The organism is Neoaquamicrobium microcysteis (assembly GCF_008180155.1).
GTDB classification, from domain to species: Bacteria; Pseudomonadota; Alphaproteobacteria; order Rhizobiales; family Rhizobiaceae; genus Aerobium; species Aerobium microcysteis.
The window spans coordinates 417141-430397 of record NZ_VSZS01000068.1 but is presented as its reverse complement, the minus strand read 5'-3'; the positions used below and the strand labels follow the sequence as shown (position 1 = coordinate 430397).

Here is a 13257-nt window from a genome sequence, read left to right as displayed (position 1 = left end):
ACCGCCCCGGCGCGGATTCGTTCGCCGGATGCCCGCAGCGTAACAAAAAAGCCGGGCGAAACCCGGCTTTTTCGTGATCGAAAGATTACATCTTCGTCATTGTTGCTGCGGCAGCTCTTCTTCCGTCTCGGTGCCGGCGTCGGTCTCGGGCGATGCGGAGGTGCCGTCATCCGGTGTGCTTGGCTGCGCCGGCTCGGCCTCGGTTTCGTCCTGCGCAGGAGCGGCATCGTCTTCGGCGGGAGCTGCTTCCTCGGCGGGCGCGGCTTCATCGTCAGCCGGAGCGGCATCTTCCGCGGGCGCGGCGTCTTCGGCAGGTGCGGCGCCATCCTCGGCAGGCGCTGCCGCGTCGTCGGCCGGAGCCTCTTCGGTTGCGGCGGCCGGCTCCGGCAGCGGGGCCGGATTGTCGGACAGCGTGCGCAGATAGGCGATCAGGTTCGCTTCCTGCTCCGGGTTGCGGATGCCGGCAAACGCCATCGACGTGCCCGACACGTAGTTGCGGGGCGACTTGAGGAACTCGCTCAGGTGCTCGTAGTCCCAAACGACCGAACCGCCCTGCGAGAACTCGCGCATGCCGGCCGAGTAGTTGAAACCTTCATGCGAGGCGATCGGGCGGTTGACGATGTCCCACAGGTTCGGGCCGACGCGGTTGGCGCCGCCTTCCTCTGGCGTGTGGCAGGCTGCGCACGGACGGAAGGCGGCCTGGCCGGCCTCCGCATCGGCGGTCTGCAGAAGCTCCATCACGGAGGGGCCTTCCTCGACCGGGGCTGCACCGCCGGCCTCTTCCTCGACCACCTCGATGGCGTAGCCCGGATTTTCAGGCGCGTGAGTGGCGAAGATGGCATCGGACACAAGGCTGACCGAAAACACCACGAACACCACCGCGAGAAGTGCGCCGATCAGCTTGTTGAGTTCGAAAGAATCCATCATCTGCCAAAAGCTCCCTTGTCCGACCGCTCCGTCGGGCACACGCGCCGCTTGCGCGCAAGCCACATCCCCCGTGCGGTAGATGCCGGTGAAATCGCGCGGAAACTAGGTCTTTTGCTCGGTCCTTGCAACACATATAAGGGCGCTTCCTAGTGAGACGTTTTGCCACTTTAAAACTGCCCTCATCCGCCGCTCCGGAGCGCCTTTTCCCATGTCGATCCTCGTTCTCATCCCCGCGCGCATGGCTGCGACACGCCTGCCGGGCAAGCCGCTGGCCGATATCGCCGGGCGGCCGATGATCGCGCATGTGGCCGATCGCGCGGCGGAAAGCGGCGTCGGGCGGGTGGTAGTCGCAACCGATTCGGCTGAAATCCGCGACGCGGTGACGGCCTGCGGGCACGAGGCGGTGATGACCGGAACGCACCACCAGTCGGGCTCAGACCGCATCCATGAAGCGCTGGAAGCGCTCGACCCGGAAGGCAGGGTGGAGATCGTCGTCAATCTGCAGGGCGACCTGCCGACAATCGAGACGAGCGCGGTGCGCGCAGCGCTGGAGCCGCTGGAAGACCCGACGGTCGATATCGCCACGCTGGCGGTGGCGATCACCCGCGACGAGGAAAAGACCAACCCCAACGTGGTCAAGGTCGTTGGATCGCCGCGCGGGGAGGGGTTTCTGCGGGCGCTCTACTTTACGCGCGCGACCGCCCCGTGGGGCGAAGGGCCGCTCTACCACCATGTCGGTCTCTATGCCTATCGCCGCGCCGCACTTGCACGCTTCGTTTCGCTGTCTCCCTCAACGCTTGAAAGGCGCGAGAAGCTGGAGCAGCTGCGTGCGCTGGAGGACGGCATGCGCATCGACGCGCGGATCGTCGCCACCGTTCCGCTGGGCGTCGACACGCCCGAGGATCTGGAGCGCGCCCGCATCATGATTTCACAAGGCCTGAACCGATGATCGCAAAGACCAACAGGATTTCCTTCCAGGGCGAGCCCGGCGCGAACTCCGACACTGCGTGCCGCGACATGTACCCGACGATGGAGCCGATGCCGTGCCCGACCTTCGAGGACGCGTTCAACGCGGTCGAAAGCGGCAAGGCCGATCTTGCGATGATCCCGATCGAGAACACGCTGGCGGGGCGCGTGGCCGACATCCACTACCTGCTGCCGGAATCGAAGCTGCACATCGTCGCCGAATATTTCCTGCCGATCCATTTCCAGCTCATGGTGCTGCCGGGCGTGAAGATGGAGGAGATCAAGTCGGTCCACAGCCACATCCACGCGCTGGGCCAGTGCCGCAAGGTGATTCGCCGCCATCGCTGGAAGCCGGTGGTGGCGGGCGACACGGCCGGCGCGGCCCGCATCGTGGCGGAGGAGGGCGACAGGACGCGCGCGGCCCTCGCACCTCGGCTGGCCTCCTCGCTCTACGGGCTCGACATCATTGCCGAGAACGTCGAGGATTCGGAAAACAACGTCACCCGCTTCGTGGTGCTGTCGAAGGAAAAGAGCTGGGCGCCGCGCACGGACCCCGACCAGCTGATGATGACGACCTTCGTCTATCGCGTGCACAACATTCCCGCCGCGCTCTACAAGGCGATGGGCGGGTTCGCCACCAACGGCGTCAACATGACCAAGCTGGAGAGCTACCAGCTCGGCGGCAAGTTCTTCTCGACCCAGTTCTACGCCGATATCGAAGGCCACCCCGACGACAAGAACGTCGCCCAGGCGCTCAAGGAGCTGGCCTTCTTCTCGCGCGAGGTGCGCATCCTCGGCGTCTACCCGGCCCACCCGTTCCGGGCGACGCAGAACACAGACGAGGACTGAGCGTCAAAGCTCCCAGCTGCGGCGCGGGTCTTCCTCGGCCATCACGTCGAAACTGTCGTCGCGCAGGAGGCCGAACAGCCGGAAGCGCCGCGTGTGGACCATGTGCGGGTCGAAGCCGGCCTTGCGGCAACCCTTGAGCGAGGGCACGTTTTCGGTGCCGACGAAGGTGTGCACGTAGCGCGCGTCGAAATCGAGCGCGTGTTCGGCAAACAGCGCCATGGCCGCCGACATGATGCCGAGCCCGCGATGGCTGGGCGGCGTGTAGGCGCATTCGAGCAGCGCCTCGTCGCGCCCGAAGCGCGGGAAGCCGCCGAGATCCTCGACGATGTCCGCTTCCGACTGCCCGAACAGCCACTGCATGTAGCAGGGCGAGCCGTCGCGCTCGTCGATGGCGACGTAGCCGTTCTCGATGCCTGCCTTGTCGAGGAACAGCCTGCGCCACTTGACCTCCAACTGATCGGCGGGCGGCAGCGCGGAGGCGTCTTCCGGCAGCATGATGTCGATGTCGCGCTGCGTCATGCGGCGAGACGAGATCGGGATCTTCGCGGTGACGTGTTCGATCGGCTTCGTCAGGTCGCGGCGAAGCCCGTAGCGCACCGTGCGCGCGACGAGGGTGGGCTTGAGGCGGCCCCTGATGCGCTGCGCCAGATGGTCGATCTGGTGCAGGAGGTCCGGCGTCTTGCCTGAAAGAGGTGTGGCTGTGTCCATGCTCATGATGGTTCCTCCGGGGAAAAGGTGCCCCGAAAGGAACTCAGCAAGTTTCGTGCCGTCCCGATAAGGAACAGGTCGCGGGGATCAGCCGGCGTCGGCCCAGGCGCGGATGAGGTGGCTGGCGATGGCACCGGCGGGCGGGACGCCGAGACCGTCGGGATGACGGCCGTCGATCATCAGCCGCACTTCGTCGCGGGCGAACCAGCGGCAGTCCTCCAGCTCCTTGCCGTCGAAATCCACGTCGTCGTTCAGCGCCTCGCCGAAGCAGCCGATCATCAGCGAATGGGGAAACGGCCAGGGCTGGCTGGCATGGTAGGCGACGCGTCCGAGCCGGATGCCGGCCTCCTCCAGCGTCTCGCGGCGAACCGCGTTCTCGATGGTCTCGCCGGGTTCGATGAAGCCTGCGAGGCAGGAATACATGCCCGGTGCGAAATGCGGGCTGCGGCCGAGCAGGCACTTGTCCTGCGCGACGGTGAGCATGATCGCGACCGGATCGGTGCGGGGGAAATGCTCTGCCGAGCAGGAGGGGCAGGTGCGCTTGTAGCCGCCGATGCGCATCTGCGTCTCGGCCCCGCAGCGCCCGCAGAAGCGATGATTGCGATGCCACGCCAGAAGCGCGGCACCTTGTGCGAGTTCGCCCAGCGTCTCGGGGCCGACCAGCCCCTGCACATAGACCGAGCGGTGATCGATCGCCTTGATGCCTTCGGGCAGATCGTCGGGCTCGACCGCGCCGGGAGCCATGATGACGGGGCCGCCCTCGGCCATGCCGAGCAGCACTGCGTGTTCAAGCTTCGCGCCCATCGCGCGGGCGTCCGCCAGGCTGAAATAGGCGTCGAACCCGCCGCCGTTGAGCTTGAGGTAGAGGCGGCCACCGCGTGTCTGGAGGATGCGCAGCCGCGGATCGCCGAGCGCGTTCTCCAGTGCGTCGTCGGTGCGGTTCTCGGACTGTCGGTCGATGCGGTTGCCGGAAAAGCCCACGAACTGGCTGGGCTCGCGCTCGGGCGCGGAAAACAGGAAGAAGGTCATGAAATGCGGTCGCCGTTCTATGGAGAGAGCGCGGACCTTATCGCGTTGACGAACTGGTGCAAATCCTCGCGCCGATATGGCTCGCGATGACCGTGGCCCCAGACGGGGCCGGGCCAGTTCGGGTCGCCCTCGTTGCGCGCGATGACGTGCATGTGGAGTTGCGGCACGACGTTGCCCAGAGCCGCGATGTTGATCTTGAGACAGCCGGTGACGCGCTTGAGTGCCTGGCTGACCATGTTGGTCTCGAAGGTGAGCATGGTCTGGTCAAGCGGCGTGAGATCGTGGATTTCCACCGCGCCGGGACGCTGCGGCACCAGAAGCAGCCACGGCCAGCGCTTGTCGTCCATGAGACGCAGTTCGCAAAGGCCGAGCCACATCAGTTGCTGGCTGTCGCGCTCGATGCGCGGATCGAGTTCGAATCCGGCCGGTGCGGCTGGCATGACGGCGTTTCCCCTAGGTTTTGCGTGAGGCTAGATGTGCGCCGTGCCGGCTGCAAGCGAATCATTCGCGAAACCGGCATCCGCCCTTGCAATCGCGCCGCGAATTGCCGATATGGACCTCGGGAGGTTGGTGGTGGACGAGCCACTCGCCAACCGGGTCAGGTCCGGAAGGAAGCAGCCCTAACGAGCCACGGCACGGGTCATCGTGCCAGCCTCCCACCCTTTCTCCGTCCACCGGGCGCCATCCACCGGGCCGTGACGCGAAGCGGTTGACGCCGCCGGCTTGCGGGGGCGAAACTCGTGCCTCGCGCACGGAATGAGGGAGCGGATTCTACGCGCCATGGAAAAGAGCGGACCAGACGAGACGGGCAAACCCGCCGCCTACCGCGTGCTGGCGCGGAAATATCGCCCGCGCGACTTTTCCGGCCTCATCGGCCAGGAGCCGATGGTGCGGACGCTCACCAACGCCTTCTCGACGGGCCGCATCGCGCAGGCCTGGATGCTGACCGGCGTGCGCGGCGTCGGCAAGACGACCACGGCACGCATCCTGGCGCGCGCGCTCAACTACAAGACCGCAGAGACGGACCAGCCCTCGGTCGACCTGACGGTTCCCGGCCTGCACTGCGAAGCGATCATGGAAGGCCGCCATGTCGACGTGATCGAGATGGACGCGGCCTCGCATACCGGCATCGACGACATCCGCGACATCATCGAGCAGGTGCGCTACGCGCCGGTCTCCGCGCGCTACAAGGTCTACATCATCGATGAGGTCCACATGCTGTCGAACCAGGCCTTCAACGGCCTGCTGAAGACGCTTGAGGAACCGCCGCCGCACGTGAAGTTCATCTTCGCGACGACAGAAATCCGCAAGGTGCCGATCACCATCCTGTCACGCTGCCAGCGCTTCGACCTGCGCCGCATCGACGCCGCGCTCATCAAGCAGCATCTGGCGCATATCGGCGGGCTGGAAGGCGTGGAGGCCGAGGACGACGCGCTGGCGATGATCGCGCGCGCAGCCGAGGGCTCGATGCGCGACGCGCAGTCGATCTTCGACCAGGCCATCGCGCATTCTTCGGGCAAGGTGACGGCCGAAACCGTGCGCGACATGCTGGGCCTTGCCGACCGGGCGCGCATCATCGACCTGTTCGAGGTGCTGATGAAGGGCGACGTGGCGGCAGCGCTGGGCGAGTTTCGCGCCCAGTACGATGCGGGCGCCGACCCGGCGACGGTGCTGACGGAGCTTGCCGAGTTCAACCATCTGGTCACGCGCATGCGCTTCGTGCCGTCGGCGGCAGACGACCCTTCGCTGTCGCAGGACGAGCGCACACGGGGCACGGAGTTCTCGAAGACGCTGTCGATCCGCGTGCTGTCTCGCACGTGGCAGATGCTGCTCAAGGGCATCTCCGAGGTTCAGGCGGCCAACCGGCCGATCAACGCCGCCGAGATGGTGCTGATCCGCATTGCCCACGCGGCGGGATTGCCGACGCTGGACGAGGCGCTCAAGGCGATCGAGAACGGCGCGCCGGTCTCGAACGGCGGGGCTCCGCGCGCCAATGGCGGCGGGGCGGCGGCACCTTCCGGCGCGCCGGCATCGGCCGTGGGCGCATCCTTCATGCCGTCCTCCAACGGCGGCGGCGGGCAGACGATGCGGCTCGTCGCCTCCCAGCCGGTGGCCGAAAGCCGACCGGTAGTCGAAGCGCCGCCGGTCGAGGAGCAGGCCGAGCCGCAGGTGCGCATCCGCACCATCGCCGACATCGCTGCGCTGGCCGACGCCAACCGCGACAAGCTGTTTGAGATCAACCTCAAGAAATATGTGCGCCCCGTAAACATCCAGGACGGCCATATCGAGGTGGCCCTTACCGACAATGCACCCAAGAGCCTGCTGAACGACCTAGCTGTACGGCTGAAGGAATGGACGGGCCGGCGGTGGTTGATAACCACGTCCAAGGAGCAGGGCGGGCAGACGCTGTCGGAAATTGCAACGGCCAGGCGGGATGCTCAATTCACGGATGCGCGCAACGATCCGGCTGTGGCCGCCATACTGTCGCGCTTTCCCGGCGCGAAGATCATAGACGTGCGCATCCCCGACGCTCCGGAAGCCGAGGGAGACGAGACTGCCGCCGCGATGCCCGACCCCGGCATCGGCGACGATGACGAAGATATCTAGACGAGTTCGGAGAAGACCATGAAAGACCTCCTCGGCATGATGAGCAAGGCGAAGGAAATGCAGGCCAAGTTCCAGGCCATGCAGGAAGAGATCGCCAACATGGAAGCCAGCGGCCAGGCCGGCGGCGGGCTGGTGCAGATCACGTTGTCCGGCAAGTTCGACATGCGCTCGCTGAAGATCGACCCGTCGCTGTTCAAGGAAGACGACGTGGAGGTGCTGGAAGACCTGATCCTCGCCGCCCACAACGATGCCAAGACCAAGGTGGAAGCGGTGATGCAGGAAAAGTCGCGCGAGCTGACCGCCGGCCTGCCGATCCCGCCCGGCATGAAGCTGCCTTTTTAGCAACGAAAAGACGGCCTTGTCGCCGTGCGGTCATCGCACGGCCACTTTTTTGCCCGAAAAATCCTTTTCTTCTGACTCATCCGACGTGGCGGGGACCATTCGGAGAGGGTTAGTATAGTGTACCGGAAATTCCCGTTCGCGCGGCGTTCGCCGCTGTGCGCAATCGCGCTGTCTTTGACGCTTGCAGCATGCTCCCAAAGTACGGGTGCGCTCGACGGGGTCACGACCTCGTCGATCGACAAGCGTTCGTCCACCCACGCCTATTCGACCAAGGACCGCGACTGCCTTGCGCGCGCGATGTTCTTCGAATCGATCCGGTCCAGCCGCGAGGGGCTGGTGGCCGTCGGCACGGTGGTGATGAACAGGCTCGAATCGGGCCAGTATCCCGAGACGGTCTGCGGCGTCGTCGGCCAGAAAAACCAGTTCGCGCCGGGCGTGCTTTCGCGCCAGATGAATTCCAAGGCGATGCCGGACGTGATGGCGGCCGCCGACGCGGTGCTGAAGGGCGAGCGCCACCCGGCGGTGAAGAACGCGCACCACTTCCACCAGGCCGGCCTGACCTTCCCCTACAAGAACATGCACTACGTGCTGGAAGCCGGCGGTAACGCCTTCTACGAGAAGCGCAGCCGGCGCAGCAGGCAGGCGGACCAGCAGGTGGCCGAGGCGAAGCCCGCGCAGGAGGCGGTCGATACGGCCAATGCGGTGGTGGATAGCTCCACGACGATGATGTCCTACGACGTGAAGCCGCAGGCGGCCGACGCGATCGGCGCGCTGCTGGCGAACCAGACGCGGCCGGGCACCGAATAAAGGTTCTAAGACAGCGCCCGCTCCATCTCCACGACCGGCAGGGTGACGCCCTTGCCGGCCTCGACCTCGATTACGCGTATGCGCCGGAAACCGGCCGACGCGTAGAACGGCTCGGCCGGCAGGGTCGACTGGCTCTTCATCAATCCGATGCCGCTGGCGGCGGCTTCCGCAAGGCAGCGGTCCAGCAGCGCGCGGGCGACGCCCTTGCGCAGATGCGCGGGATGGGTGGCGAAATGGCGGATATGTGCAACGCCGTCGACCGTTTCGCCGCTGCCCGGCTTCGTCTTGGTCCAGCCGCCGCAGCCGGCGGCTTCGCCGTCGATCTCGGCGACGAAATAGGTGCCGCTGGCGAGCAGCGCGGGATTGGCGCGCGAGATAGCAGGCATCGCGGATGCCAGCCGCGCGGGGTCGTAGGAACCGTCGTCGAGCGTGGCATAGGAAGCCGCTATGAGGAGGTCGAGCATCTCGCGATCCTCGGGACCGGCGACGCGGATGGTGATTGCGGGCATGGCGAAGCTCCCGTTCCGATGGAGCATCACGATGCACCGAGGGCGATGCCGGCGCTATCCAATTTCGCCGTTCCCGGCTAAACCGGCACCATGTCCAAGCGAATCGCCGGCCCGGAGATCGAACGCCTGATCCAGCTTCTGGCCAAGGTGCCGGGGCTCGGTCCGCGCTCGGCCCGACGCGCGGCATTGCACCTCATCAAGAAGAAGGAGCAGCTTCTCGTGCCGCTGGCCGCCTCGATGAACGATGCGGTCGACAAGGTGCGCGTCTGCTCCACCTGCGGCAATGTCGATACCAGCGACCCGTGCACCATCTGCACCGACCCGCGCCGCGACGGGGCAACGCTGATCGTCGTGGAGGACGTGGCCGACCTGTGGGCGCTGGAGCGCGCCTCGGCGATGAACGTGCGCTACCACGTGCTGGGCGGCACGCTGTCGCCGCTGGACGGCGTGCGCCCGGAAGACCTCAACATCCGCTCGCTGATCGCGCGGATCGCGGAGGGCGGCGTGTCGGAGGTGATCCTTGCCGTGAACGCCACCGTCGAGGGCCAGACCACCGCGCACTACATCACCGACCAGCTCTCCGGCATGGACGTGAAGGTGACGCGGCTTGCCCACGGCGTGCCGGTGGGCGGGGAACTCGACTATCTCGACGAAGGAACGCTCGCCGCCGCGCTGAAGTCGCGAACCGCGTTTTGACCAACCTTACCGCAGGAGGATGCCCATGAGACATCTCGCCTACGCTCTCTGCCTGTCGCTTGCCGGCATGTTCGCAGCGTTGCCCGCCGCCGCGCAGAACGTGACGGCGCAGTTTCAGACATGGCTGCAGAACGATCTGTGGCCGGCGGCCCGGGCGAGGGGGATCTCGCAGCAGACGTTCAACGCGGCTTTCAACGGCGTGAGCCCGAACCTCAAGCTGCCCGATCTGGTGACGCCGGGGCAGACGGCCGAGCCGCCAAGGGTGCAGCATCAGGCCGAGTTTGGCGCGCCGGGCAACTATTTTGCCGAAAACACGGTGGCGGGCGTCAGTTCGGGTGGGCGCAGCCGGGTGGCACGGCTGCAGCAGCCTCTGGACGCGATAGAGCGCCGATTCGGCGTGCCGGCAGGGATATTGGTGGCGATCTGGGGACGCGAGTCCGGCTTCGGCGGCGCGAACATCCCGCACAACGCCTTCGAGGTGCTGGGCACCAAGGCGTTCATGGCGCGGCGCAAGGACATGTTCCGCGAGGAAGTGCTGGCCGCACTCGAGATGGTGCAGAGAGGGCACGTGTCGGTTTCCGCGATGAAATCGTCCTGGGCGGGAGCGCTGGGGCAGCCGCAATTCCTGCCGACCTCCTACCTCAAATACGCCTATGACGCCGACGGCGACGGCCGCGCCGACATATGGGACTCGCAGGTCGATACGCTGGCCTCCATCGCCAACTATCTGGCCGCGCATGGCTGGGTGAAGGGCCGTGACTGGGGCTTCGAGGTGACGGTGCCGGACAGCGTTTCGTGCGCGCTGGAGGGGCCGGATCGCGGCAAGCGCATTTCGGAATGGGCGTCGATGGGCATCACGCGCGTCAGCGGCAGGCCGTTTCCCGACCATGAGGCACGGCAGGAAGGCTACCTCCTGATGCCGGCGGGCCGTTCCGGCCCGGCTTTCATCGTCACGCCGAACTTCTACGTGCTCAAGGAGTACAACGAGAGCGACCTCTACGCACTGTTCGTGGGCCATGCCGCCGACCGCATCGCCTATGGCGACCGGCGCTTTGCCAGCTCGTGGGGCAGCGTGGACAAGCTCTACCGCTCCGACATCGCCGCCATGCAGCGCGGGCTGGAACGTCAGGGCTACGATGTCGGCGGCGCGGACGGGCTGCCGGGCTTTCGAACGCGGCGCTCGATCGGCGACTGGCAGGCAAAGAACGGCCGGGCGCCGACCTGCTTTCCCGATGCCGGACTGGTGCGTTCGCTCGGTTAGGTTGAAGCGGGACTTGCAATTGCCATCCATATAGGGATCGAATGGGTGGCTGGGGCATTGTGGGGTTTCGAGGGGACATCAGGAGGACGAGGAATGCGTTTCCTTTCATTTGCGAAAATGTCGGCCGCGCTGGCCGTTGTCGCGACCGTGCTTGCGGCCTGCGTGGTGGTGGAGGAGGGACCGGGACCGCGCCCGCCGCGCCCTGACAGGCCGCCGGAGATGTGCACCCGCGAATATGCGCCGGTCTGCGGCGAGCGCCGCGGCGAACGCCAGACCTTCGGCAATGCCTGCATGGCGCGCGCCGACGGTTTCCGCATCGTAGGCCAGGGCGAGTGCCGCAGGGAGCGACCGCCCCAGCAGCAGACCGCATGCCCGATGATCTACCAGCCGGTCTGCGGCGAGCGTCGCGGTGAGCGCCGCACGTTCGGCAATTCCTGCTCGGCCGGCGCCGAAGGCTTCCGCGTGGTCGGTCAGGGCGAGTGCCGTGGTGACGGCCGTCCGGGTGGCGGACGCCCCGGTGACGGTCGCCCGGGTGATGGGCGCCCCGGCGATGGCGGTGGCCGTCCCGGCGCAGGCGGACCCGGCGGCGGCAACCAGCAGGTGGCATGTCCGATGATCTTCGACCCGGTCTGCGCCCGTCGCGGCAACGACCAGAGGACCTTCGGCAACTCCTGCGAGGCCAACAGCGCCAACTATCGGGTGGTTCGCGCCGGCTCCTGCTGACGCATAAACGCCACGAAAATGCAAAAACCCTCCCCGTTCCATGCGGGGAGGGCGTTTTTCGTCTTGAATTGCGGCCGGGGAGTCATCATTAAAGCGCCCGGACACCCCCACGCAAACCGAGAAGGCGAAGAGTGGCGATCTACAAGGAAAAGAATTTCGCGGAGCGCAGGCAGACTGCGATGGACGCGAAGAAGGCGCTTCTGGAGAAGGTCAAGGCAAAGATGCCGGCGGCCGACGATCCGGCGGCAGTGGCCCGACGCGAGGAGCGCAAGGCCATCGCGGAGGCACGCGCCCAGCGCGAGGCCGAGCGGCTGCGCCTGAAGAAGGAAAAGGCGGAGCAGGACGCGCGCGAGAAGGCCGAACGCGAGGCCGCTGCCGAAGCGGCAGCCAAGGCCGAGGCCGAGGCGAAGGAAAACGCCGAGAAGGACATGGTCTCGCGGCTTCTGGCCGACGAGGCCGAGCGCAAGGCCAAGCGCGACGCGCGCTATGCCGCGCGCAAGGCGCGCCAGCGCTAAGCCATCTTCGCTATCGCTATGAATCGAACCGCTCGATGCCGAAAGGTGTCGGGTCGGTCATCGGTGCGTCGCCCGCGATCATCTGCGACAGCAGCAGGCCCGACACCGGCCCGAGCGTCAGCCCGTGATGGGCGTGGCCGAAGGAAAACCATAGGCCGTCATGCCTCGGTGCCGGGCCGATGATCGGCCGCATGTCGGGCAGGCACGGCCGCCGCCCGAGCCACGGAGCGGGATCGAGCCGCCGCCCAAGCGACGGAACGAGGCGGCGCGCGATCCTCTCGGCACGGTCGAGCTGGATGGTATTGGCGGGCGCGTCGAAGGGCGCGAACTCCGCCCCCGTGGTCAGCCGCAGCCCGCGCGCCATCGGCGCCAGCACGTAGCCGCCTTCCTCGTCCAGTATCGTGTGCCGGATCTCCGCGCCGTCATCCAGCGCGTAGTGCATGTGATAGCCGCGCTTGATCGCCATCGGCACGCGATAGCCGAGCCGGCGCGCGAACGCGCCCGACCACGGGCCGAGCGCGACGACGACCTGCGATGCCGTGACATCGCCGCCTTCCGTAGTCACCCGCCAGTTCCCGTTTTCTTGCCGCACCGTGGCGGCGTCGCCGCGAAGCAGGCTTCCGCCGAGTTTGACGAAGGCTGCCGCATGCGCCTTCACCAGCGCGCCGGGATCGCTGACCGACCAGGGGTCGAGCCAGTGGACCGCGCCTTCGACGCGCGGCGACAGGGCAGGCTCCAGCGCGGCCAGCGCGTCGCGGCCGAGCAGGACGCCGGTGACGCCGTGGACGCGCCGGCGCTCCATGCTGGTTTTCGCTTCCGCGGCGGCGGCGGGCGACTGGGTGAGCTCGATCCAGCCGGTCTTGCGGAACAGCGGCTGGGCATCGGAAAGCTCCGCCAGTTCCTGATGCGTCGAAAGGCTGGCGGCGATGAGCGGGCGGAGTGCGGCCGCCGACGCGGCGAGGCGGCCGGGCGCCGAATGCCACCAGTAGCGCGCCAGCCACGGCGCGATGCGCGGCAGGTGCGTGAGGTCGTAGCGCATGTCGGAACGGTTGTTGAAGGCGTAGCGCGCCAGCTTGCGCAGCGAGCGGGGAAAGCCGTAGGGCTCGATGGTCGAACGCTCGATCAGCCCGGCATTGCCGAAGCTGGTTTCCTCGCCCGGATCGCGGCGGTCGACCAGCGCGACCTGCATGCCCCGACGTTGAAGCTGCAACGCCGTTGCCGTTCCCACCGCGCCGGCCCCCAGCACCAGAATATCGACCCGCATCACTTCCGTTCCCCTGTCTCTACGTCGTGATATGCGGTCCAACTGGAGACGTGA

The 13257-nt window shown here is 66.8% G+C and carries 14 protein-coding genes, 1 other RNA gene and 1 pseudogene; 10 read left to right on the top strand and 6 right to left on the bottom strand.

Annotated elements, in window-relative coordinates; genetic code table 11:
* Window positions 1-96: 96 nt before the first annotated feature.
* Window positions 97-924 (bottom strand): c-type cytochrome, encoded by an 828-nt coding sequence (locus FY036_RS22960; RefSeq protein WP_148917167.1) that lies wholly within the window; start codon window positions 922-924, stop codon window positions 97-99.
* Between the two features lie 211 nt (window positions 925-1135).
* On the opposite strand from FY036_RS22960, the gene FY036_RS22955 reads away from it, so the two are divergent.
* Both FY036_RS22955 and FY036_RS22950 read left to right on the top strand, forming a co-directional pair.
* Window positions 1136-1876, top strand: coding sequence for a 3-deoxy-manno-octulosonate cytidylyltransferase (locus FY036_RS22955; RefSeq protein WP_148917012.1), 741 nt, complete (start codon window positions 1136-1138; stop codon window positions 1874-1876).
* Window positions 1873-2742 carry a prephenate dehydratase gene (locus tag FY036_RS22950; RefSeq protein WP_148917011.1) on the top strand — a complete coding sequence of 290 codons (870 nt, stop codon included), beginning with the start codon at window positions 1873-1875 and terminating at the stop codon, window positions 2740-2742. The genes FY036_RS22955 and FY036_RS22950 overlap by 4 nt, the downstream gene beginning before the upstream one ends.
* A gap of 3 nt (window positions 2743-2745) precedes the next feature.
* Here FY036_RS22950 and FY036_RS22945 read toward each other — a convergent pair whose 3' ends face one another.
* The 3 genes from FY036_RS22945 to FY036_RS22935 all read right to left on the bottom strand — a co-directional run bounded on the left by FY036_RS22945 (window position 2746) and on the right by FY036_RS22935 (window position 4919).
* Complete coding sequence (locus FY036_RS22945) at window positions 2746-3456, bottom strand: GNAT family N-acetyltransferase (protein WP_148917010.1); 711 nt, start codon at window positions 3454-3456, stop codon at window positions 2746-2748.
* Between the two features lie 81 nt (window positions 3457-3537).
* Complete coding sequence (nudC, locus tag FY036_RS22940) at window positions 3538-4479, bottom strand: NAD(+) diphosphatase (RefSeq protein ID WP_148917009.1); 942 nt, start codon at window positions 4477-4479, stop codon at window positions 3538-3540.
* Between the two features lie 17 nt (window positions 4480-4496).
* Window positions 4497-4919, bottom strand: coding sequence for an HIT domain-containing protein (locus FY036_RS22935; RefSeq protein WP_148917008.1), 423 nt, complete (start codon window positions 4917-4919; stop codon window positions 4497-4499).
* A 122-nt stretch (window positions 4920-5041) separates the two neighbouring features.
* Here FY036_RS22935 and ffs point away from each other — a divergent pair.
* The 4 genes and pseudogenes from ffs to FY036_RS22915 all read left to right on the top strand — a co-directional run.
* Window positions 5042-5139, top strand: an RNA gene (ffs, locus tag FY036_RS22930) — signal recognition particle sRNA small type.
* A 120-nt stretch (window positions 5140-5259) separates the two neighbouring features.
* A complete protein-coding gene (locus FY036_RS22925) occupies window positions 5260-7086 on the top strand; it encodes a DNA polymerase III subunit gamma/tau (protein WP_235897773.1) in 1827 nt (608 codons plus the stop codon).
* Window positions 7087-7104: 18 nt separating this feature from the next.
* Window positions 7105-7428 (top strand): YbaB/EbfC family nucleoid-associated protein, encoded by a 324-nt coding sequence (locus FY036_RS22920; RefSeq protein WP_148917006.1) that lies wholly within the window; start codon window positions 7105-7107, stop codon window positions 7426-7428.
* Between the two features lie 153 nt (window positions 7429-7581).
* Window positions 7582-8058, top strand: a pseudogene (locus FY036_RS22915) (cell wall hydrolase); the annotation flags it as partial.
* 182 nt (window positions 8059-8240) lie between these two features.
* Here FY036_RS22915 and FY036_RS22910 read toward each other — a convergent pair.
* Window positions 8241-8744, bottom strand: a complete 504-nt coding sequence (locus FY036_RS22910; RefSeq protein ID WP_161601187.1) for a GNAT family N-acetyltransferase — start codon at window positions 8742-8744, stop codon at window positions 8241-8243.
* Window positions 8745-8834: 90 nt separating this feature from the next.
* Here FY036_RS22910 and recR point away from each other — a divergent pair, with 90 nt between their 5' ends.
* The 4 genes from recR (at window position 8835) to FY036_RS22890 (ending at window position 11939) form a co-directional block, all read left to right on the top strand.
* Entirely contained in the window at window positions 8835-9440 is a 606-nt protein-coding gene (gene recR / locus FY036_RS22905) for a recombination mediator RecR (protein ID WP_148917004.1), read from the top strand.
* Between the two features lie 25 nt (window positions 9441-9465).
* Complete coding sequence (locus FY036_RS22900) at window positions 9466-10701, top strand: lytic murein transglycosylase (protein ID WP_235897772.1); 1236 nt, start codon at window positions 9466-9468, stop codon at window positions 10699-10701.
* Between the two features lie 93 nt (window positions 10702-10794).
* Window positions 10795-11424 (top strand): Kazal-type serine protease inhibitor family protein, encoded by a 630-nt coding sequence (locus tag FY036_RS22895; RefSeq protein ID WP_148917003.1) that lies wholly within the window; start codon window positions 10795-10797, stop codon window positions 11422-11424.
* 131 nt (window positions 11425-11555) lie between these two features.
* Complete coding sequence (locus FY036_RS22890) at window positions 11556-11939, top strand: DUF6481 family protein (RefSeq protein ID WP_148917002.1); 384 nt, start codon at window positions 11556-11558, stop codon at window positions 11937-11939.
* A 16-nt stretch (window positions 11940-11955) separates the two neighbouring features.
* Here FY036_RS22890 and FY036_RS22885 read toward each other — a convergent pair whose 3' ends face one another.
* Window positions 11956-13203 (bottom strand): NAD(P)/FAD-dependent oxidoreductase, encoded by a 1248-nt coding sequence (locus FY036_RS22885; protein WP_148917001.1) that lies wholly within the window; start codon window positions 13201-13203, stop codon window positions 11956-11958.
* Window positions 13204-13257: the final 54 nt, after the last annotated feature.